We start from the raw sequence: 21601 nt of genomic DNA, 5'->3' as shown, positions 1-21601 counted from the left end.
GCCCTTTTGCAGACTAGGCCTAGCTAGTTCGTGTTGATGCGAAACCGCAGCGTCTTCGCGCCGATGAACGACACGAAATCGCCCTGCCGCTTCCAGGTGGCTGCGTCGGTCAGGGCCGCGATCAACTCGTCATCGGCCTGCGCCCGGTCCGGCGGACAGGGCCGGTTTGCCATCGCGCCGGCGACGAAGATCACGGTGTTGCCCGCCACCGAAAACTGGCCCTTGCCGCCCTTGCACCAGAGTTCGAGCACCACCTCGCCGGCATCGCCGATCTCAAGATTAGGGACCCGCTTGGATCCCGGCTGGCGGTTCACGTCGAGCTGCATTTCCGTTCCGAACGGAAAGCCGTCATCGGCCCGCGCGGGGCTGAAATGCAGGGCGGTGGCGATCAGCAAGAGCGAAGCGGCGCCTGCTCGGGACATACGTGCGAACGAAATCATGCAACCCTCTCGAAAATACCGGACCCTACCGCGCCGCGCGCCGTTCTATTGGACGGCGACGTGATTGGCTAGGGCCGTTGATGCCACCGGCTGACAAATTGCAGCCAGCTTCGCCCGTCTTTCCGTTCCCTCCCCGACCATCTATCCTTGGTGCAGCCATCCAGCCGTCGCTTTGCGAAAGAAGGGTCCTGTCGCGGTGAAGCAGCGAACCGTCGTCGTGAATGACCGGATGCAGCGAGGTTACCGGTACGTTCTCGTCGCACCCGTTGGCCGCAACTTTGACCCGGACTTTCGCCCCGAACTCAGGCCGGCGGAAATGCTGCGCCTCGGCGTCTTCGGCGGGAAATACATGACCGATTGCAAGAGCGAGTTTCCGGCCAGTTGGTTCGCGAAGGCAAAACTCTCTCCGGAACGTGCGGACGCCAAGGTGAATTTCTTCGGCGTTGCGGCCAGCCAGCCGCTCTCCGTGTGGCGCAAGAAGGGCTGGATCCACCCCGAAGACCCGCGCGGCTGGTTTCAATGGTACTGCCGCTATTATTGCGGACGGCGGCTTCCGGACGAAGATGCACGACAGATCAAACGCTGGGCCGCGATCCGAAGGCACGTGCGCCAACTGCAGATGAATTGCGAGCGAGGAGATCTCTTCTGCCGCAAGCGTCAAAGGCAGGCACTGCTGCATTGGGCCTATGACAGCCGCAAACTCTGAAACCTCCGTGGGAAGCGCCGGCGGCAATTACAAGATTGCCGACTGCTTGGTGCGTCCAGCAAGAGTTGAGCACGCAAGGCTCAAGCAATAAGCAAAGAAGCTATTTTTCATTCACTTCGTGATGCAGCAACGCTTTGACTGTTGCGATGAACTGAGGTGGGATCAGGCGTGCGCCTGAATGCGCGTTCAAATCAGGGAGAGATCCGATGTGCGCGGGTGATGACAAGAACTGTCCGGAATTCGAATTGCACCATCGCAAGTTCAAGGAAACGCTTGATCGCGAACGCCGATCGTTCTTGAGGTCCAGCTTCGCCGCGGCCGGAGGCGCCGCAGCGATGACCGCGGGCGGCATTTCTCTGGTGACGCCGCAGATGGCGGCTGCTGCCGAAAGGAACCAACCCGCCAAGCGGTCCTATCATCATCTGCCGGCAAGTGCTGACACAGTGCATTGGGGCTATTTCAGCAAGAAACTGAAACCGCAGGTCGAGATCGATTCTGGCGACTTCATTACCATTGAGGCGCTAACGCACCATGCCAATGACGACGCCGAGCGCATGGTGAAGGGCGATCCCGGCGCCGAAAGCGTGTTCCTGTGGACCAAGGAAAAGAAGGGCGTAAACCGACGCGGCGCCGGACCGATAGATGCCTCCCTATTCGGGCGTGGCGCCGGCGAGGGCCTTGGCGTGCACATCTGCACAGGCCCGGTCTACGTCCGCGGCGCCCAGGAGGGCGACGTGATCGAGTTGCGTATTATCGACGTCACGCCCCGGCCATGCGCCAATCCGCAATATCGTGGAAAAGCTTTCGGCAGCAACGCGGCGGCATGGTGGGGGTTTCACTACAAGGACTTGTTGACCGAGCCTAAACCGCGCGAAGTGATCACGATCTACGAGGTCGACGCGTCAGGCGAACGCAACTGGGCGAAAGCCGTGTACAATTTCCAATGGACTCCACAGACCGATCCTTCGGGCGTCGTGCACAAAACCATCGACTACCCCGGCGTCCCGGTCGATCACTCCACGATCAAGGAGAACCACGGCATCCTGAAGAATGTGCGCATTCCGATACGTCCGCATTTCGGCGTCATCGGCCTGGCGCCAAAGGAAGCCGATATCGTCGATTCAATTCCGCCGAGCTATACCGGAGGCAACATCGACAATTGGCGGATCGGCAAGGGCGCCACGATGTATTATCCGGTCGCGGTCGAAGGCGGCCTGCTGTCTGTTGGCGATCCGCACGCTTCGCAGGGAGACTCCGAGCTTTGCGGCACGGCCATCGAAAGCTCGCTGAACGGCACCTTCCAGATCATTCTGCACAAGAAAGCCGACCTCGTCGGCACGGCTCTCGAAGCCCTCGACTATCCGATGCTGGAAACCAGGGATGAGTGGCTGGTGCACGGCTTCAGCTTCGCCAATTATCTCACCGAATTGGGAGACAAGGCGCAGTCAGACATTTACTCGAAATCGTCGGTTGACCTGGCTTTGCGCGATGCGTTCCGCAAGATGCGCAAATTCCTGATGACGACCAAGAAGCTGACCGAAGATGAGGCAATCTCTTTGATTACGGTTGGCGTCGACTTCGGCATCACCCAGGTAGTCGATGGAAATTGGGGCGTCCATGCGGTCATCAAGAAGGATATCTTCGCCGGTGGCGAGACCTGATCCAAAACACCGCGGTGGTTGGTTCCGGCATGAGCTTGGCCGCGTTTGATTACGCCCGTCGGTTTTGCGAGACCACACGCAAGACGGGGCCTCAGCACGAATCCCGTACCGATAACAAATCCCCGCGGCGTCGGCCGCGGGGATCGTTGGCGGGTCGCTCCATCTGCGGTCCTACTTCAGCACCATCATCGTGAACGGATGGACGTAGGCCTGCAGCGTCACCAGCACGCCGACGAGGCAGGCCAGCACGATCGAATGCAGGAAGACGTAACGCAGGATCGAGCCTTCGTGGCCGTACCAGTTCGTCGCGGTCGAGGCGACGACGATGGATTGCGCGTCGATCATCTTGCCCATGACGCCGCCGGAGGAGTTGGCGGCGGCCATCAGCACCGGCGACAGGCCGAGCTGTTCGGCGGTGATCCTTTGCAGATTGCCGAACAGCACGTTGGAAGCGGTGTCCGATCCCGTCAGCGCCACGCCGAGCCAGCCGAGCAACGTGCCGAAGAAGGGATAGAGCACGCCGGTGGCGGCGAAGGCGAGGCCGAGCGTGGCGTCGACGCCGGAGAGCCGCGTTAGCGTACCGATGGCGAGCATCGCCGAGATCGTGATCAGCGAGATCGCGCACAGCCTGATGGTGCGGCCATATTCCGCGACCATCTTCAGCGGCGAGAAGCCCATCAGAAAACCGGAAATGATCGCGGCGATCAGCATGCCCGTCCCGGTGAAGGACAGGTATGTGAAGTCGAACAGCGCGGCTTCGGGCGTCGGCTTCGCGGCCACCGGCGGCACCTTGTTGATCATGTTGTGCAGTTCGGGCACCTGATACTTCCAGACGAAGATCGAATTCGCCCAGGTCTTGAACGAGCCAGTGCCCCATATCAGCATCACGATGCAGACGATGATCCACGGCAGCAGCGCGCTCCAGAGCTGCGCCTGGCTGAGCTTCGTCGTATCCAATGGCTTGGCGGGCTTCATGGTCGCGGCCGATTCATCTTTTCCGCGCAGCGCCGGGGATAGCCAAAGTTCGCGGGGTTGCCACACCTTGAGGAACAAGATGAGGCAGCCCATCGAGATCAGCGACGCGCCGATATCGACGATCCAGGGATTGATGAAGTTCGAAATCACGAATTGCGGAACTGCGAACGAGACGCCGGTGACGAGAATGGCCGGCCAGATCGCCGTCATGCCGCGCCAGCCCGCAAAGGCCCAGATCAGCCAGAACGGCACGATCAGCGAGAAGAACGGCAGTTGCCGGCCGACCATCGCGCCGAGCACATAGGGATCGAGGCCGGTCACGGACGCCAGCCCCTGGATCGGCGTGCCGAGCGCGCCATAGGCCACCGGCGCGGTGTTGGCGATCAGCGAAAGGCCGGAGGCTGCCAGCGGCGAGAAGCCGAGCCCGATCAGGACCGCGCCGGTGATCGCGACCGGTGTTCCGAAGCCGGACGCGCCTTCAAAGAACGCACCGAATGCGAACGCAATCAGAAGAAGCTGCAACCGGCGATCGTTGGTGACGCCGCCGATCGCCCGCTGCAGCAGTTCGAACCGCCCGGTCTCGACCGTAATGCGGTAGAGAAAGATGACGTTGAGCACGATCCAGCCGATCGGAAAGAAGCCGATCGCGACGCCCAGCAGCGAGGCCCGCATCGACATGCTGGCAGGCATGGTGAAGATGGCGATGGTGATGATATTGGCAACGATCAGCGCGATGATGGCCGCGAGATGCGCCTTGACCTTGCCGCTGGCGATCAGCACCAGCAGCGTGACCACAGGCACGGCGGCGGCGATCGTCGACAGCGCGGCGTTGCCAAGCGGATTATAGTGCTGGTCCCACATTTGCGGTTCTCCCACATTGTTATTGGCGCACCCGCCAGCGTGGATGGCCGGGCACGAGTTGAGCGATTCGCGGGAACAACCGTGGAAAAGCGGGGTTGAGCCGCCTTGGCACCGCCAACGCTCACAACCTCGCGAAGTTCGATGGCCGCCGCCCCTCGCCGTCAGAGCCATGCTAGGGTCTAGCCGGGGGCTGCGACAAGCCGCCGCAGGCAGCCAATTCCATAACCTTAGTAGTAGAACCTAATTCCTCCACTCTTTCAGGGCGTTACGCCCGATTCCCCGGAGCCGGTAATCTGTGAAAAACATCCGCCCGACGCTCGCCACGGTGTGGCGCATCTCCGTCCCCTACTTCCGCTCCGAGGACAAATGGGCCGGCCGCGCGCTGCTAGCCGCCGTGATCGCCATTGAGCTTGCGATCGTCGGCATCAACGTCCTGATCAATCAGTGGAACATGCGTTTCTACAACGCGCTGCAGGAACGAAACTGGGACACGTTCGTCAGCGAGATCATCTATTTCAGTGTCCTTGCGACCATCTTTATCGTGCTGGCGGTCTACCAGCTCTACCTCAATCAATGGCTGCAGATCCGCTGGCGGCGCTGGATGACCGCGCACTATCTCGGTGACTGGCTGCATCAGGCCAACCACTACCGGATGCAGCTTCAGGGCGACGCCGCCGACAACCCCGACCAGCGCATGACCGACGACGTCAAGCTGTTCGTCGATCGCACGCTCAACATCGGCGTCGGCTTGCTGAGCTCGATCGTCACGATAGCGTCCTTTGTCGCGATCCTGTGGGGCCTTTCGAACGCCGCACCGCTGCACCTGTTCGGCCAGGAATATGCAATTCCCGGCTACCTCGTATGGGGCGCGTTGATCTATTCGGTGCTCGGCACCATCCTGACCCATCTGATCGGCTGGCCGCTGGTCGGCATCGATTTCCGGCAACAGCAATATGAAGCGGATTTTCGCTTCAACCTGGTGCGCGTGCGGGAAAACTCCGAACAGATCGCGCTATTGCAGGGCGAGCAGGCCGAGCGCGAGCGCCTTCTGGTTCGCTTCGGACGCGTGGTCGAAAACTGGCTCGCCATCATGAACCGGACCAAGAAGATAACGGCGTTCACCGCCAGCTATAATCAGGCTTCGGTGATCTTTCCCTATGTGCTGGTCGCGCCGGCCTACTTTGCGGAGAAGATCCAGCTCGGCGGCATGATGCAGACCGCATCGGCGTTTTCGAACGTGCAGGGCGCGCTTTCGTTCTTCATCACCATCTATCGTCAATTGGCGGAGTGGCAGGCCGTGGTGAACCGTCTCGACGGGTTCGAGGCTGGGATCGTAGCGGCAAGAGAACTCGCAACTCGCAGCGATCGGATTCACGTCACCGCGACGCAGGGCGATGGCGCAATCAGCCTGAAGGATCTGGTGCTGCGACTGCCCAACGGAACGCCGCTGGTGAACGCAGACAGGTTCAGCTTCCGCAAAGGCGAGCGCACGCTGATGACAGGCCCCTCGGGCTCCGGCAAATCGACGCTGTTCCGCGCGATCGCCGGCATCTGGTCATTCGGCGGCGGCTCCATCGCCGTCCCCGCGGGTGCAACGTTGATGATGTTGCCGCAGCGCCCGTATTTCCCGGTCGGATCGCTACAAGGGGCGGTCGAATACCCCGCCAAAGAGGGTGCGTTTACGGCCAAGCAAATCGCCGACACGCTTCAAGCGGTGGGGTTGCCCAAGCTTGCCTCGCGGCCCGACCAACACGGGCACTGGAATCGAACGCTGTCGCTCGGCGAACAGCAGCGGCTTGGAATCGCGCGCGCGCTGTTGCACGCGCCACAATACCTGTTCCTCGATGAGGCCACCGCGTCGCTGGATGAACCTTCGGAGAAGGCCATGTATCGTCTGCTCGAGGAAAAATTGCCGGCAACCACTATCGTCTCGATCGGACACCGCTCGACGCTCGATGCCTTCCATCAGCGCAACGTCGCACTCACGCGTGACGGGGACCGGTTTGTGCTGCAGAAGGGAAAGAGCGCCGCTGCGTCGTGAGCGTGTAGCCCGGATGGAGCGAAGCGCAATCCGGGGCCGCTCCATCCGCTTGCGACCTGATCCCGGATTTCGCTTCGCTCCATCCGGGCTACGCTCCTTCTCAAAGCCAGCGCCGCGGCCATGGCTGTCGGCGCACCCCGCGGTGCCAGACGTAGCAGAACGCGGTCAAAAGCACCGCGCCGGCCAGCACCGGCGCCAGCAGGAACGTCGATGGCAGATTGCCCGATACCACCAGCAGCGGGTTGATGCCCGCCGGCGGGTGAAAGGTCCCGGTCACGTACATCGCCAGAATGGAAAGGCCGACGGCGGCGGCCGCGGCCCAGGCTTGCGGCCCGGTCAGCTTCAGCACGGCAAGGCCGACCAGCGCCGATACCAGATGACCGCCGACCAGGGCGCGCGGCTGCGCCGGCTCCACATCCGGCGATCCGATCACCAGCACGATCGAGGTGGCGAACGGAATCGCCGCAAGCGGATAATGCGCGGCGAACGAGAACAGCTCCATGGCGCCGATGGCAATCGCGCCGCCGAGGCCCGCGACCGCGCCCGCCACGACGCTGCGGTGATCGTTGCGGGAGATCGCTTTCCGCAGCCCGCGCCGCCAGTCCCGTCTCATCTGCTCCACCCAAAAGAAAAGGGGCGGCAGATCGCTCTGCCGCCCCCTCGTCTTCGACTAAAATATCTTACTTCAGGTTGGTCATCGCGGTCAGGTCGGCCGACAGCCTGACGATACCGGCCGCGCCGCACCAGTTCGAACCCACGCCCGACGGATTGATCGGGGTCACGAAGGTACCCGACGATACCGTGAGGTTGCCGCGGGCCGAGAAGTCGCTGGTGAAAGCGTTGCAATCGCCCTTCGACAGGTTGGTGTCGGAGTAACGGAAGTCCAGCGTGAACACCTTGTAGGTGAAGCCGATGCCGACGTTCCAGGTGTTGTAGTCGGCGTAGTTGATGCCGTTGGGGAAGAGTGCCGTCCCGTAGAACGAGTCCGACGTGCCCAGCCACTGACGGCCGAACTCACCCGACACATACATGCCGATGCCGCTGGCGCCGAACCAGGTGCTCGGCGCAATCGCCTTGCCGACGATCGAGGCATAGGTGCCTTCGGCGCCGCTGTTGAGGAAGCTCGGCGTATAATAAACGTTGCCGCCCATCGAGAAGTTGTCGTTGAAGGTGTAGTTCACCTTGCCATAGACTTCGAAGAAGCTGACGTCCTTCTTGAGAACGTTGAGATTGAGCAGAGTGTTCGCCTGGCATTCGGCGCTGAGCGGAACGCCGGCGAAATCGGTGGTAGCGCCGCCACCGTATTGGCAGGTTCCACCCGGATAGATGTAGCCCCAAGCGCCGACGTCGAACGCGAAGGCGCCGAGCGTGTAGCGGGCGCCGCCGTAAACGTCGACTTCAGCCGCGGCACGGTTGGGGAACGAGATGCTCGCGCCGCCCAGACCGACATAGAGCTGGAAGTCCTTGGTGACGTTGTAGCGCGGTTCGAAATAGACGTTGACCGAGGGCTTGTGATTGGACTGGGTGATGCCGCGGAAGATGTAATCGTTGGTGATCCCGGCGCCGAAGGCGATATCCCAGGGATCGAATGCTACCGGCGGCGGCGCCTTGACGGCCTTCACCCGCATATCCGCAGCGAGAGCCGAACTCGATACCATTGCCAGCGCCGTTGCTAACAAAGCCACTTTCTTCATGACGATCCCCATCACCAGATAAAACAGCCCTGTTCCGGCGCCCCCCAAGGGCATGCGATAACCGACTGCGGCCAAATGTCTTAACGTGGTCACACAGTGGTCTGCGGCGTCACGATCGTGAAGCAAAAAAGGCAAGCATGTGCCGCCTTTTTAGGCGTTCGTGCGGTTTCGATAAATGTTCTGCGCGTGTGTTGCATTCTCACAACAATTCCAGGGGTTTTCGTTGCCACCGAACGGCATCTGGAGCCGGAAGAAGCAACAGCCGGAAGACGCCCTTTTGCGAATCAACCTCCCCGTGAAAACACGGCTCCGGTCACCTCGGGCAGCCTTCACGAACTCAGGACAGCTCGCACGAAAAAGGCCGCAGCGGTGGACGCTGCGGCCTTTCCGAAAAATTGTTTCCGGCAGTCGACTGTCTAGTTGTGGTCGCCGCCGTTGGACGAGCCCGACCCCCATGAGGGTGCGGACGGCTCCGGGGTAGCCCAGCTCGGCGCCGGTGCGGGCGCGGGTTCCGGCTCGGGCGTCGTCATCGCGGGCTCCGCCTTGGGAGCGGCGGGCTTGGCAGCCGCCTTCTTTTTCTTCGCCGCGCTCTTCTTTGCAGCTTTCTTCGGCGCGGCGGCCTTTGACTTCTTGGCGGCCTTCTTGGCGGATTTCTTTGCGCCCTTCGCAGCCTTTTTCGCCGACTTCTTCGCGGCCTTCTTCGACGCCTTCTTTGCGGACTTCTTCTTCGCCACTACGGCCTTCTTGGCCTTTTTAGCCTTCTTGCCCTTCTTGCTCTTCTTCGCCTTCGCCATCTGGTCCTCCTGTTGTCGCTGTCCATGTCCGTCGAGCGCTTCGAATAGTCCGTGGGCCAGATCGGGACGACACTTCTTCGAAGTGCCCTCCCGCTCCATCCCTTGTCCGGGCGCGATCTCCGGGCAAACGCCTTGCGTCTGTCCCGAGGAAACCGGATGCCGATCCCGCCATCCACACGCGGGGCAGACGTTCCGGATCATGCCCGTAGGCCGATCGATCAATTCAGTCCTGGGATCGATCCAGGCTTTGGACCTCCTGTCGCCCAATCGAGAAGCTCAATCGTGTGCACCACAGGAACTGACGTACCGCCGGCAATCTGAACCATGCATCCAATATTGCCTGCAGCGATCATGTCCGGTTTGACTGTCGCAATGTTGGCGACCTTTCGATCGCGCAACCTGCTCGCAATGTCAGGCTGGAGAATGTTGTAGGTCCCCGCCGAACCGCAACACAAATGGCTCTCGGGCACATCTTTCACCACGAATCCATTCTTGGAAAGCAATTCTTTCGGAAGGCCTGTGATTTTCTGGCCGTGTTGTAGCGAACAAGCCGAGTGATAAGCGACGGTGATGTCGCCTTTTTGCGTCGTTGGCGCGAGTTCAATGCCGCCGAGAAACTCCGTGATATCCTTTGCCAGCGCGGAGATTTGTGCTGCGGGGCTAGCGAAATCGCGATCCTCACGCAGCATGAAACCATAGTCCTTGATGACCGTGCCGCAGCCCGATGCCGTGACCAGGATGGCGTCGAGGCCGCGTTGTTCCGCCTCCTTTTTCCACACCGTGATGTTGGCGCGCGCCCGCGCCAGCGCGTCGCCGTCCTGCCCGAGGTGGTGGGTGAGCGCGCCGCAGCATTGCTCGTCCCTGACCAGGACGACCTCGATGCCGTGGCGCGTCAGCAGGTTGATGGCGGCCTGGTTGATGCGCGGCGCCAGCACCTGCTGGGCGCAGCCCTGCAGCAGCGCGACCCGCCCGCGCCGCTCGCCCGTGGCCGCAAACACGCTGCCGCCCGAGGGTCCTGGCGCCGGAAGGCCCTTCGGCGCGAGTGCCAGCATCGCCTTGATCCGCCGCAACAGACCGGGTGTCGCCGCCGCTTTCGGCGCCGGCAGCAGGGCCGCAAACGGCCGGGCGAGCCGCGCCATGATCATGCTGGCGCGAAACAGCTTTGGCCGCGGCAGCACCAGCGCCAGCACCGCGCGCAAGGCCCGCTCGGTGAGCGGCCTCGAATAGTCCCGTTCGATCCGGACCCGCGCCTGATCGACCAGGTGCATGTAGTGCACGCCCGACGGACAGGTCGTCATGCAGGCGAGGCAGGAGAGGCAGCGGTCGATATGCTTGACCACCTCGGCGGTCGGCGGGCGGTCCTTTTCCAGCATCTCCTTGATCAAATAGATGCGCCCGCGCGGGCTATCGAGCTCGTCGCCGAGCAGCACATAGGTCGGACAGGTCGCGGTGCAGAAGCCGCAATGCACGCAGGCGCGCAGGATCTTGTCGGCTTCGGCGATGTCGGGATCGGCGAGTTGAGTGAGCGAGAATTCGGTTTTCATGTCGCGGTCCCGCGCAGCATCCGGCCGCGGTTGAGGACGATCTTGGGATCGAAGCTGTGGCGCACGCGTTGGCTCAGCGCGGCGAGGCCGCCGGCCTGCGGATGGAAGACGTCGACATTTCGCCTGGTCTCTTCGGACGCCCGGATCAGCGACGCATGGCCGCCGGCAGCCTCGACGCGCTGACGCACCAGGGCCGCCTGCGCATCCGGCTTGGGCGGCAATGCCGCCCAGATCAGGCCGCCGCCCCAGTCGTAGATCACATCACCCCCGCTGTCGCGCGCCAGCGCCTGGCCGAGCGCACCGCCGGAAGCCGGCGGACAGACGATCCGCCACACCGGCCAGGCGCCGAGCGCGCCGCTGGCGGCAAAGGGCTCGACGTCACGGATGGCACCCCACGCGGCAGCCGAAACACCGTCCTGCAGCATGTCCACCGACCCGAACGGCGCAAGCGTCTTGACCAGCGAATTGGCGCGATCCGCCACCGAGGCGGCAATGCCTTCGAGCCGCAGCAGCGTGGCCGCCCGCCCCTGCGCCGAAAAACCCGCGTGCTCACCTGCCGCGGGCCGGAATGCCGAGTTCGGCAGGTGTGCCGCGCCCGAGACGTCGTAGGGCGAGCCAAGTGCTGCGGTCATCGCCCGGTTTGCGCTCACATCGTCCAGCCCGCTTAGCACCAGCGTGCGCTCGCTCTCAGGTCTAGGCATCACCTTGAGGGTGACTTCCGTCATCACGGCCAGGGTGCCCCACGACCCCGCCAGCAGCTTGCAGAGATCGTAGCCGGTGACGTTCTTCACCACCCGGCCGCCGGTCTTGAAACTGTCGCCGAAGCCGGACACCGCATGCGCGCCGAGCAGGTGATCGCGCGCACCGCCGGCCTTGATGCGGCGGGGACCGGCGAGCCCCGCGCCGATCATGCCGCCGATGGTGCCGTTGCCGGACACGCCCAGCAGCACGGAAGTGTCCATTGGCTCGAAAGCGAATTGCTGGTTCTTGGAATCGATCAGCGACTGCACGTCGGCAAGCGGCGCGCCGGCCTGCACCGTGATGATCAGCTCGTTCGGCTCGTAGGCGGAGACGGCATTCAGCGCCGACACATCAAGCACGGCATTGGTCGCCATCGGATGGCCGATGGCGCGCTTGGTCCCATGGCCAAAGATCTCCAGGGGCTGGTCGCTGGCGATCGCCGCGCGCACCACCTCTTCGACGTCCCTGGCGTCTCGTACTTTTAGGGTGTCCACGGCGTTACGCCTGCCCGTTGCCGTCATCGTCCGCCTCGTGCGCAATTGCGCACTGGGGCGGACGATCCAGTAATCGCAGCGGCCGGCGATAAAGATCGGCGACGCGGCGTACGGGATACCCCGCCTTCGCGGGGTATGACGATTGAAAAATCGGCGAAGGCCATGATCAAAATCTCGGAAGATCCGGAAACGCGAGCTTGCCGGCATGCACATGCATGCGGCCGAGTTCGGCGCAGCGGTGCAGGGTCGGAAACACTTTTCCTGGATTGAGCAAGCCTTGCGCGTCGAAGGCGCATTTCAGCCGCTGCTGCTGGTTGAGGTCTACTTCCGAAAACATCTCGCCCATCAGGTCGCGCTTCTCGATGCCGACGCCATGTTCGCCGGTGAGCACGCCGCCAAGCTCGACGCAGCAGCGCAGGATGTCGGCGCCGAAGGCCTCTGCCCGCTCGATCTCACCCGGCTGGTTGGCATCGTAGAGGATCAGAGGATGTAGATTGCCGTCACCGGCGTGGAACACGTTGGCGACGCGCAGATCGTATTTGGCCGAGAGGTCGCGGATTCGCGCGAGCGCCTTCGGCAGAGCGCCGCGCGGAATGGTGCCGTCCATGCAGAGATAGTCGGGCGAAATCCGGCCCACCGCCGGGAATGCCGCCTTGCGACCGGCCCAGAACAAATTGCGCTCGGCCTCCGACGTCGAAATCTGGCAGGTCGTCGAGCCGCAACTCTGTGCGATCGCTTCGACGCGCTTGATCAGCTCATCGACCTCGACGGCGGGACCATCGAGTTCGATAATCAAAAGCGCCTCGACATCGAGCGGATAGCCGGCATGAACGAACGCCTCCGCCGCGTGGATCGCCGGCTTGTCCATCATCTCCATGCCGCCCGGAATGATGCCATTGCCGATGATCCGCGCCACACACTCACCGGCGGCCTCGACCTCGGCGAAACCGACCATCAGGGCGCGGGCGGTCTCCGGCTTCTGCAGGATCCGCACCGTGATTTCGGTGATGACGCCGAGCAGCCCCTCGGAGCCGGTTATGATGCCCATCAGGTCGTAGCCCGAGTTCTCCGCGGCCTTGCCGCCGATGCGCAGGATCTCGCCGGACATCAGCACGATCTCGCAGCCCAGCACGTTGTTGGTGGTCATGCCGTATTTCAGGCAATGCACCCCGCCGGAATTCTCAGCGACATTGCCGCCGATCGAGCAGGCGATCTGCGACGACGGATCGGGCGCATAGTAAAATCCGGCATGCGCCACCGCCTGGCTGATGGCGAGGTTGGTGACGCCGGGCTCGGTCACCACCACGCGGTTGTCGAAATCGATCTCGCGGATGCGCTTGAACTTGCCGAGCCCCAGCAGCACGCCGTCGGCCAGCGGCAGCGCGCCGCCGGACAGCGAGGTGCCGGAACCGCGCGGCACCACCTTGATGCCCTGCTCGAAGCAGTATTTCAGGACCTGCGAGACCTGCTCGGTGGTGTCGGGCAGCACCACGACCATCGGCGGCTGGCGGTACGCCATCAGGCCATCGGACTCGTAGGGCAGCATTTCGGCCGCGCTGTCGATCACGCCCTCACCCGGCACGATCGCACGCAGGGCTGTGACGATGGCGTCACGGCGATCCAGGACCGCCTGATCGGAAGCCGGCATCATGATGGCCATGCGTATCCTCAAAGCCTCGCGAATGAATTTGTGATGCCAAATCAAGCACGTCTACCAAGGTTTGGGTAGGCCATCCGAAAGTTGGATTGCCGTCCCGCCGAACGATGAGTTCTCTCTGGGACAAGCCGGCCGTGGTCAAAACTGTCAAAGTTTCGTGGCTTGTCCATTCCAAGCGGGCCTGCCACAAGAAATTCGCCTCTCTCCCCGGGAAGAAACGAAGAGCACCACATGAAAACATCGACTTTGAGCGCGCTGGTTGTCGTTACCTCGTTGACCGCAGCATCCGGCGCGCTGGCGCAGGACGCCGCCGCCGGCAAGACCTCGTTCAACAAATGCCTAGCCTGCCACGCAATCGGCGAAGGCGCCAAGAACAAGGTCGGTCCGGTGCTGAACGGGCTCGACGGCCGCAAGTCCGGCACCGTCGAGGGCTATTCCTATACGGATGCCAACAAGAATTCCGGCATTACCTGGAACAAGGACGTGTTCCTCGAATACATCAAGGAACCGAAGGCGAAGATTCCCGGTACCAAGATGGTGTTCGCCGGCATCAAGAACGAGAAAGAGGCCGGCGATCTCTGGGCCTATGTCGCCTCGTTCGACAAGGACGGCAAGACGAAGTGAGAGCGGGGTCAGCGCGTCGTTCACCCTCCCCTGGAGGGGTCCGAGACGAGCGAAGCTCGCTCGTGGGTCGGCTCACATGGAGCGCAGCGAAATGTGAGACGGGGTGGGGTGATCTCTCCACTCGGGCACTGTTGGACGCGGAGAGACCGTCACCCCACCCCGCCGCTGCGCGGCGACCCTCCCCCTCCAGGGGAGGGTGAAGAGAACGTCGCCTGCTCTGATTTGAGAGGGCTCCCGTTCAAGCCAGCGTGTGCACGATCACGGGTCCGGCCATCGCGGTGGCAGGCCCGGTCAACAGCGGCGCCAGATCGTGCTCGATCCACGCCAGCGCGCGCTTGTTGGATTCCTCGGCCGCCGCGAAGTTGTTGAATAGGCTGATCGCGATCACCGTGTCATCGGGCGCATAGACCACATAATAGCCCATGAAACCGTCGACCCCGCTGATGACGGGAATCGCGCCTTCCTTGATCCTGCGTGTGAGTTCTTCGGCCTTGCCGGCCTTGGCCTTGCCCTGACGAATGGCGGCGTACATGGCGCTCTCCCTCGAAGGTCGGCTGCCCGATATCGCGACTCCTAGAGCGTGATGACGTTTCTTCGAATCGTCATTCCCGCTCTATCTCTTTGATTTGAGCATGATCTTTTCGGAAAATCGGTACCCACTTTTCCGGATCATGCTCTAGGTTCATCCCTGGCGGGACGAGCAGCGGAATCCCGCGCCGACCGATCGTATCCCATCCGGAGCGGTCATGCCACGTGCGGCATCACCGTCGTCCTTGATCACGCAAGAACGCGCGTCGGCAGAAGCTCAATGGGCCGCCGCCGCTTCCGCACCCGACGGCGTCCCTGATATCATCGCCTCAACTTCCGCAAAGACGAGATCGGGCGCGGCCTGCTGGATCATGTGGCCGACGCCCGGCAGCACGATCAGTTTTACGTTCGGCGCGGTAGCCGCGAACGGCCGTGAGTGGATGTTGGTCGACACCGTCTTGTCGGCCTCGCCGGTGATGATGGTGACCGGCGCCTTGATCTCCGCATAGCGCGGCGCCTGCTCGGCGACCGCCGCCTTCAGCGTCACCAGATCGCGCGCATTGGCGATGAATTCGCGCGGCCGCAGCAACAGCGGCGTGGCGGTGTTTTTGACAAAGCCGTCCGGCATCGTCTGCGGCAGGAAGACGCCGCGCGCGCCCGGTTCCGCCAGCATGAGGCCGAGCGGCAGCGTGATGGTGTAGGCGAATAGCGGACCGATCACCGGCGTGGCGATCAGCCTGTTGTAACGCCCGACACCGCCGGGCCACGGATAGGCCACCGGGGCCAACATCACGAGACCAGCGACGGCTTGCGGGTAATCCAGCGCGATACGCGCCCCCAGCGCGCCGGCCCAGGAATGCACCACAAAAATCGCGCTGTAGACGCCGAGCTTTGCCAGCGCCTCCTCGATCATGCGGGCCTGAATTTCGGGCGTCGAGTCCCCGAGGCGGGCGCGGGTGCTCCAGCCATGCCCGGGACGGTCGATCAGAATCACGCGGTGCTTCCTGGCGAGCCGCTCGCCGACCGGCTGCCGCATCACCTCGAGATTGGAACTCGCGCCATGGAGCATCACGATCGGCGGACCGGCCGCATCGCGCGGGCCGATATCGAGGATGTGCAGGGTTCCGCCCGCCACCTCGACCATCCTGCCCTGGGCCGGATGGGCGCGCTGTGCGAGAAGGACGCCGGCTTGCGTGACCAACGCCAGCACCGCCAGCGCCGCCACGAAAATCACCACCACCATCGAAGATTTCCGGCTGATTTTCTGCACCGGCGAGCTACGGCCCGGATCGGCGCGGGTTCGGAGGTTGTCCACAGAAGCCCGATCCTGTGGATAGCGGGGTCATACTGATGTCATCGGCAAATTTGTACAGTGACGCTGACACTTTCGCCATGTGTGCGCGTGCCTGATTAGGGGGTTAGTCGGGCGCCTGCATTGTACCCAACATCCACAGGAACAGGGGCGCTCACTACAAATTGTTCCAGCGTACAATCGGAGGGAGTACCCATGATTTCCGACGCAAGCGAAGCCGCCATCGATCAGATCGTAGCGAGTTGCAATGGCGACATCCGCGGCGCCCTCAAGGCCCTGCTTCGGGTAAACGAGCAGCTCGAGGCCGAACTGGCGCAGTTCTACGCGGCGGTAGGCCTCGACGGCATGGCGCGCGGCAGCAACGCCGTACATTAGAGCCTTTTGGGGTCGACGCGGCTTCCTGACGCGAAACGGCTCTAAAGCGCTCTAATTGGATTTGTCTTCGTTATCCGGCGTCTCTGCGGGCGGTTCTTCCACCGCCGGGCAGCTGCGGATAGTCGAACGGGCCAGCTTGGCATCGTCGTTCGATTTGTACGGTCCGGTTCCGAACCAGATATTTCCGCCGACCTGGGCGTTGATGACGGGATTGCTCGTGACAATCTCGCATTTGCCGGTCGCGCGGTCGCCGACCACCCAATAACCACCTTGCGCGAAAGCGCAGGTTCCGGTCGCGACAACCATCGCGCCGGCCAGCAGCAATGATTTCATGGCTCACTCCTGTCACGCAGTCAGCCGACAATAGCGCTTGGCGGCGCGACGTTCCTGCCTGAACTGGCTCGTCGGGAATCAAGGTTAACCGGGATCTTTTTGATTGAGCATGATCTCATCGGAAAACCGGTATCCACTTTTCCGGATCATGCTCGTAATCAGATATCGCGGCCTTCGACCTTCTCGGTGAGGGTCTTGACCAGTTCCGGCACCTTCTCGAGATGCGGATTGACGGCGAGCGCCTTGCGGAACGCTTCCAGCGCGCGCCTTTCGTCGCCGATTTCCTGCATGATCATGCCTAGCCCCGCCAGCGCGCCGAAATGCCGGGGCTCGCGGATCAGCACCTGCCGGATGTCCTCCAGCGAATGGGTGTAGTCGTTCTTCAGGTAATACAGCGTCGCGCGCCGGTTCCATGCCTCGACATAGTCGGGACGCAGCTTGATGACGGCATCGAGCAGTTTCAGCGCGACATCGACCTTCTGCGCTTCCATCGCAGCCTTGGCGCGCAGCATCAGCAGCGCAGCCGTGTCGCTCGGGGTTTTCATCCACAGCGCCCAAATCCGCGCCTCGACATGCTTGGCGCTGGCTTCATCGGGGGCGGCCTTCAGTGCGCCGAACAGGAAATCCAGCCCGCGGATGCGATCGGCGCCGACATTGGGAAGCTTACTCGGCGCTTCCGGCAATTTCTTCTGGGCTTTCGGCGGAGGAACGACCTGGGTGTTGCTCTGGGCAAAAGCGACCGCCGGCACGGCTGTCATGACAGCGGCGAGGACCACAATCCGGCAGTTGCGGGCGCTTGGGAATCTCAAAGCCATGGGCCAAGTCTAGACGCACAACATCGCGCCGCAAAGCGGCACGTCGTCAAAGACCTGTGAAACGAAGAAAAAGCCGGCTCAGTGCCTTAAGGCTTAGCCTTGGCGGGCCTTGAAGCGGCGCTGCACCTTGTTGATCACGTACACCCGGCCCTTGCGGCGGACCAGGCGGTTGTTGCGGTGGCGACCACGCAGCGATTTCAACGAGTTACGGACCTTCATGGGACAATCCTGATGCTTTGAAAGGCCGTGTTGAAGGCCGAACCTGAGCTACCCGAAAGTGGCAAAATGGGATTTATCCCGAAAGCGGCCAACCGCCCGGGACGGGGCGGTTTCTAAGCCATGGCGGGACCGGATGTCAATGCGAATGGGCCCGTTTTCGGGCCCATCTGTCCCGTTCCGGACCTAACGCTGGGTGTCAAGCCACACTGCCGTTGCCGCAGAACTCGTCGGAATCACTGGCAAAACAGGTCGCGTGGGAATTCGACCAGGGCCTCGCCCGTCGCGACCTTTTCTTCGCGCTGGTTCTTCACCACCACGTCGATCAAAACCCAGCGGGATTTTTCAGTCGTCTGCTTGGCCTTGATGATTCCCGACGGCTGGATGGTATCGCCGGGCCGAACCGGCTTGACCCACCGCGTCTCCAGCCGCCGGTGAACCGCGCCGGCGGGGCACGCCCAATCGGTGAGCATCCGTGAGATCAGGCCGAAATTGTTCATGCCATGCATGATGATGCCGCCGAAATTGGTCTTGCCGAAATTGCCCTTCATGTAGTCGTCGTCGAGATGCAGCGGGTTGTAGTCGAGCGAGGCATCGCAGAACAGGCGGATGGATTCGCGTGAGACCGCGAATTTCGGGCCGTCGATGACGTCGCCGGCGGAGAGATTGTCGAACGTAGCAGTCATTGATCGCCCTCCTCTCACAGCGGCCGAATCGTCCAGCCACGGCCGGAACAGATTACATCGCCGTTCTGGTTGAAGAAGACGTTGTCGTGCACCACGAACAGCCGCTCGCGCTTGATGAACTTGTCGAGCGCGCGGGCCTGCAAGGTGATCACGTCATTGGGCCGCGCCGGGATGTTGTAGCTCCAGGACTGTCCGGCATTGACGGTTCCCGGCGAGCGCATCCAGTCGTCGGCCGGCGTGCAGGAGAACATCAGGAGGATGTGGATCGAGGGCGGCGCGATCAGCCCGCCATAGCGGGTGGTTTTGGCATAGGCCTCGTCGAAATAGATCGGATGATCCTCGCCGACCGATTTGCAGTACAGCTCGATGGCTTCTTTGGTCAGCGTGTAGGGAATGGTCTTGCGCGGCTCGCCGGGAACGATGTCGTCCCAGACCTTTCGCAAATTGGCGTCTTTCCAGAAATCGGTCTCGAAAGCCTCGGCCTGCGCCATGCCACACTCCCTTATTTGCCGCCTTTTATTCCTGCCGTCTTGCGGAATTTGTTATATAGTATAATCAATTTTCCAGATCCAAAAATCAAGCCGGCGGGAAACACCAATGCCCAAGCTCAAACTGCCCGATATCGAGAAAGTCGTCGCGATCGACATCCATACCCATGCGGAAGAACCCTGCGGCATGCATGGCGACGACGGCTATGACGATTTCCAGGAGCGCATGGCGGAATATTTCAAATCGCCGCACAAGCATCCGCCGACCGTGCCGGAGACCGCGGCCTATTACCGCTCCAAGAACATCGCGGCCGTGATCTTCCCGGTCGACGCCGAGCGCGAAACCGGCTTTCGCCGCTACAACAATTACGAGATGCTGGAAGTGGCGTCCGACAATCTCGACGTCCTGATTCCCTTCGTCTCGATCGATCCGCACAAGGGCAAGCTCGGCGTGCGCGAGGCGAAGAAGCTGATGGAGGAATACGGCGTCCGCGGCTTCAAATTCCACCCGACCATGCAGGGCTTTTACGCCAACGACCGCATGGCCTATCCGCTCTATGAAGCAATCAACGACGGCGGCGCGATCGCGCTGTTTCACACCGGACAGACCGGCGTCGGCTCGGGCATGCCCGGCGGCATGGGGATGCGGCTGAAATATTCCAACCCGATGTATATGGACGATGTGGCGGCGGATTTTCCCGACCTCAAGATCATCCTCGCGCATCCTTCTTTCCCCTGGCAGGAAGAGGCGCTGTCGGTCGCGACCCACAAGCCGAACGTCTATATCGACCTCTCCGGCTGGTCGCCGAAATATTTTCCGCCGATTCTGGTGCGCTACATCAACTCGATTCTGCAGGACAAGATGCTGTTCGGCTCGGACTGGCCGGTGATTACGCCGGACCGCTGGCTGGCGGATTTCGCCAAGCTCGACATCCGGGAGGAGATCCGGCCGAAGGTGCTGAAGGCCAACGCAAGGAAGATTTTGGGCATCTAAGATAGTATTATCGGTGGCAAACCTGCGAGGTGGTTCATGACGAACTTCGCCAGAATTGCCACCCTGCTCGCCGCGCTTCCGATCTGGGGTGCGGGCGCTACGCTTGTGCAGGCGGCCGACAGGCCGCCGCGCCTTGTCGAATTCCAAAGCCCGCTGGTGGGCGGTCCGCAAGCGTTGCAGGGTTACCTGCGATTGCCCGATGGCCCCGGCCCTTCGCCTGCGGTCGTGCTGTTGCACGGCTGCGGCGGCGGCTGGCGGGGGATCGACGAGCGCTGGGGCAAGCTGCTTGCCGCGTGGGGCTATGTCACGCTGACTGTCGACTCCTTCGGAACACGCGGCATCACGAACGCCTGTACGGGACCGCCGCCACCGACCCTGTATGATGCCTACCGCGCGCTGAATTTCATCGTCGGACAGTCATCGGTCGATCCGAGCCGTGTTGCCGTGATGGGATTTTCCCAAGGCGCCATGCTGGCGCTGCTCGCGGTCGAGCGCGGCGAGATCGAACGTAGCGCCAAGGAAAAATTCCGCGCGGCGATCGGCTTCTATCCTCCCTGCCTCGGCCTCAAAGGCAACATGACGGTGCCGACGCTGATCCTGATCGGCGAGCTCGACGACTGGACGCCGGCGAACGAGTGCCGCAACCTTGCCGAAAGCCGTGACGACTGGGGTATCTCGCGCGAGAAGGGCCAGGGGATTCCGATCGAACTTACGGTTTATCCCGGCGCCTATCATGATTTCGACGTGCCGCATTTCCGCACGCCCCAAAAGCTCCTGGGCCATCACCTCGAATTCAACGAGGAGGCGCGGGATCGATCGGTCGACGCCGTGCGGAAATTCCTGTATGCGACCATCGGCGGAAAAGAGAAACAACCGTGACCATCAAAGTCGTTGTGTTCGACGCCTATGGAACGCTCTACGACGTCCAGTCGGTGGCCGATGTCACCGAGGACGCGTTTCCCGGCTATGGCGAAATCATCACCCAGGTCTGGCGCATCAAGCAGCTCGAATATACCTGGCTGCGCTCGCTGATGCGCAACTACCGGGATTTCTCCGAAGTGACGCGCGACTCGTTGGCCTACACGCTTGATAGCCTCGGGCTCGAATATGACGTCGACACCTTCGCGCGCATCGTCGACAAGTATCTGCACCTCGATCTCTATCCGGATGCGCGCGCGGCGCTTTCGGCGATGAAGGACCGCAAGCTCGCGATTCTGTCCAACGGCAGCCCCGATATGCTGGATGCGCTGGTGCGCAACAGCGGGCTCGACCGGGTGCTCGATGCCGTCATCAGCGTGGACGCCAAGAAGATCTTCAAGCCAAGTCCCGAAGCCTACATGCTGATCGAGGAAGTGCTGCACGTGCCGCCGGCCGAGGTGCTGTTCATCTCGGCCAATCCATGGGACGCCTGCGGCGCCAAGGCGTTCGGGCTCAACGTCGCCTGGATCGAACGGGTGACGCCGGAGGCGATGGCGCTGGCCTGCCTCGAAAGCGAGACGCTGCCGCCATTGACGATGTTTTGGGCGTTGCGTACCCAGATGGATAAGCTTGGCGTTGCGCCCGACCATCGCATCCATGGCCTCGCCGAGCTCCCCGCCCTGGTGTCTGCCCAAAGGTCCTGA

General features: G+C 62.3%; 23 protein-coding genes. 8 read left to right on the top strand and 15 right to left on the bottom strand.

The features are described 5' to 3' along the window. Positions 1-23 precede the first annotated feature (23 nt). Positions 24-440 (bottom strand): META domain-containing protein, encoded by a 417-nt coding sequence (locus tag IVB22_RS12895; protein ID WP_247517678.1) that lies wholly within the window; start codon positions 438-440, stop codon positions 24-26. A gap of 196 nt (positions 441-636) precedes the next feature. Between IVB22_RS12895 and IVB22_RS12890 the strand changes: the two genes are divergently transcribed. Together IVB22_RS12890 and IVB22_RS12885 are read left to right on the top strand one after the other, a co-directional pair. Next, positions 637-1146, top strand: coding sequence for a hypothetical protein (locus tag IVB22_RS12890; RefSeq protein ID WP_247517677.1), 510 nt, complete (start codon positions 637-639; stop codon positions 1144-1146). Positions 1147-1352: 206 nt separating this feature from the next. Beyond that, a complete protein-coding gene (locus tag IVB22_RS12885; protein WP_247517676.1) occupies positions 1353-2807 on the top strand; it encodes an acetamidase/formamidase family protein in 1455 nt (484 codons plus the stop codon). A 171-nt stretch (positions 2808-2978) separates the two neighbouring features. Here the strand turns inward: IVB22_RS12885 and IVB22_RS12880 are convergent, their stop codons facing one another. Next, the gene (locus IVB22_RS12880; RefSeq protein WP_247517675.1) at positions 2979-4643 is read right to left on the bottom strand and encodes an L-lactate permease; all 1665 of its coding nucleotides are present in this window, start codon (positions 4641-4643) and stop codon (positions 2979-2981) included. Positions 4644-4938: 295 nt separating this feature from the next. Here IVB22_RS12880 and IVB22_RS12875 point away from each other — a divergent pair, with 295 nt between their 5' ends. Beyond that, positions 4939-6684, top strand: coding sequence for an ABC transporter ATP-binding protein/permease (locus IVB22_RS12875; protein ID WP_247517674.1), 1746 nt, complete (start codon positions 4939-4941; stop codon positions 6682-6684). A gap of 100 nt (positions 6685-6784) precedes the next feature. On the opposite strand, the gene IVB22_RS12870 is transcribed toward IVB22_RS12875, so the two are convergent. From IVB22_RS12870 to IVB22_RS12845, 6 genes are all read right to left on the bottom strand, one after another. After that, positions 6785-7297, bottom strand: a complete 513-nt coding sequence (locus IVB22_RS12870; RefSeq protein ID WP_247517673.1) for an HPP family protein — start codon at positions 7295-7297, stop codon at positions 6785-6787. A 67-nt stretch (positions 7298-7364) separates the two neighbouring features. Beyond that, a complete protein-coding gene (locus tag IVB22_RS12865) occupies positions 7365-8378 on the bottom strand; it encodes a TorF family putative porin (RefSeq protein ID WP_247517672.1) in 1014 nt (337 codons plus the stop codon). Positions 8379-8794: 416 nt separating this feature from the next. Beyond that, the gene (locus IVB22_RS12860; RefSeq protein WP_247517671.1) at positions 8795-9172 is read right to left on the bottom strand and encodes a histone; all 378 of its coding nucleotides are present in this window, start codon (positions 9170-9172) and stop codon (positions 8795-8797) included. Between the two features lie 218 nt (positions 9173-9390). Further along, positions 9391-10716, bottom strand: coding sequence for a glycolate oxidase subunit GlcF (gene glcF, locus IVB22_RS12855; protein ID WP_247517670.1), 1326 nt, complete (start codon positions 10714-10716; stop codon positions 9391-9393). Further along, positions 10713-11951, bottom strand: coding sequence for an FAD-binding protein (locus IVB22_RS12850; RefSeq protein ID WP_247517669.1), 1239 nt, complete (start codon positions 11949-11951; stop codon positions 10713-10715). The genes glcF and IVB22_RS12850 overlap by 4 nt, the downstream gene beginning before the upstream one ends. 166 nt (positions 11952-12117) lie before the next feature. After that, a complete protein-coding gene (locus tag IVB22_RS12845) occupies positions 12118-13611 on the bottom strand; it encodes an FAD-linked oxidase C-terminal domain-containing protein (protein WP_247517668.1) in 1494 nt (497 codons plus the stop codon). A gap of 228 nt (positions 13612-13839) precedes the next feature. Here IVB22_RS12845 and cycA point away from each other — a divergent pair, with 228 nt between their 5' ends. Next, positions 13840-14232: a cytochrome c-550 CycA gene (gene cycA, locus IVB22_RS12840; protein ID WP_247517667.1), complete on the top strand. Its 393-nt coding sequence runs from the start codon at positions 13840-13842 to the stop codon at positions 14230-14232. A 238-nt stretch (positions 14233-14470) separates the two neighbouring features. Here the strand turns inward: cycA and IVB22_RS12835 are convergent, their stop codons facing one another. Next, the gene (locus tag IVB22_RS12835; RefSeq protein WP_247517666.1) at positions 14471-14764 is read right to left on the bottom strand and encodes an antibiotic biosynthesis monooxygenase; all 294 of its coding nucleotides are present in this window, start codon (positions 14762-14764) and stop codon (positions 14471-14473) included. A 273-nt stretch (positions 14765-15037) separates the two neighbouring features. After that, positions 15038-16003: an alpha/beta fold hydrolase gene (locus IVB22_RS12830; RefSeq protein WP_247517880.1), complete on the bottom strand. Its 966-nt coding sequence runs from the start codon at positions 16001-16003 to the stop codon at positions 15038-15040. A gap of 264 nt (positions 16004-16267) precedes the next feature. Between IVB22_RS12830 and IVB22_RS12825 the strand changes: the two genes are divergently transcribed. Continuing rightward, the gene (locus IVB22_RS12825) at positions 16268-16447 is read left to right on the top strand and encodes a hypothetical protein (RefSeq protein ID WP_212417885.1); all 180 of its coding nucleotides are present in this window, start codon (positions 16268-16270) and stop codon (positions 16445-16447) included. 51 nt (positions 16448-16498) lie between these two features. Here the strand turns inward: IVB22_RS12825 and IVB22_RS12820 are convergent, their stop codons facing one another. The 5 genes from IVB22_RS12820 to IVB22_RS12800 form a co-directional block, all read right to left on the bottom strand. Beyond that, positions 16499-16780 carry a hypothetical protein gene (locus tag IVB22_RS12820; protein ID WP_247517665.1) on the bottom strand — a complete coding sequence of 94 codons (282 nt, stop codon included), beginning with the start codon at positions 16778-16780 and terminating at the stop codon, positions 16499-16501. A 158-nt stretch (positions 16781-16938) separates the two neighbouring features. Next, a complete protein-coding gene (locus IVB22_RS12815) occupies positions 16939-17538 on the bottom strand; it encodes a tetratricopeptide repeat protein (protein ID WP_374207507.1) in 600 nt (199 codons plus the stop codon). Between the two features lie 150 nt (positions 17539-17688). Continuing rightward, on the bottom strand, positions 17689-17814 hold the full coding sequence (gene ykgO / locus IVB22_RS12810) for a type B 50S ribosomal protein L36 (protein WP_002718645.1): 126 nt from the start codon (positions 17812-17814) through the stop codon (positions 17689-17691). A 233-nt stretch (positions 17815-18047) separates the two neighbouring features. Next, on the bottom strand, positions 18048-18497 hold the full coding sequence (locus tag IVB22_RS12805) for a MaoC family dehydratase (protein WP_247517663.1): 450 nt from the start codon (positions 18495-18497) through the stop codon (positions 18048-18050). Positions 18498-18511: 14 nt separating this feature from the next. Continuing rightward, positions 18512-18988: a MaoC family dehydratase N-terminal domain-containing protein gene (locus tag IVB22_RS12800; protein ID WP_247517662.1), complete on the bottom strand. Its 477-nt coding sequence runs from the start codon at positions 18986-18988 to the stop codon at positions 18512-18514. 106 nt (positions 18989-19094) lie between these two features. On the opposite strand from IVB22_RS12800, the gene IVB22_RS12795 reads away from it, so the two are divergent. The 3 genes from IVB22_RS12795 to IVB22_RS12785 are packed head-to-tail and all read left to right on the top strand — an operon-like array spanning position 19095 to position 21601. Further along, on the top strand, positions 19095-19979 hold the full coding sequence (locus IVB22_RS12795) for an amidohydrolase family protein (RefSeq protein ID WP_247517661.1): 885 nt from the start codon (positions 19095-19097) through the stop codon (positions 19977-19979). Positions 19980-20015: 36 nt separating this feature from the next. Further along, the gene (locus IVB22_RS12790) at positions 20016-20858 is read left to right on the top strand and encodes a dienelactone hydrolase family protein (protein ID WP_247517660.1); all 843 of its coding nucleotides are present in this window, start codon (positions 20016-20018) and stop codon (positions 20856-20858) included. Beyond that, positions 20855-21601 (top strand): haloacid dehalogenase type II, encoded by a 747-nt coding sequence (locus IVB22_RS12785; protein ID WP_247517659.1) that lies wholly within the window; start codon positions 20855-20857, stop codon positions 21599-21601. Before IVB22_RS12790 ends, IVB22_RS12785 begins: the two co-directional genes overlap by 4 nt.

Source organism: Bradyrhizobium sp. 190 (genome assembly GCF_023073415.1).
Lineage (GTDB): Bacteria > Pseudomonadota > Alphaproteobacteria > Rhizobiales > Xanthobacteraceae > Bradyrhizobium.
The sequence above is the reverse complement of the archived record's forward strand: the minus strand, read 5'-3'. Positions and strand labels throughout refer to the sequence as shown.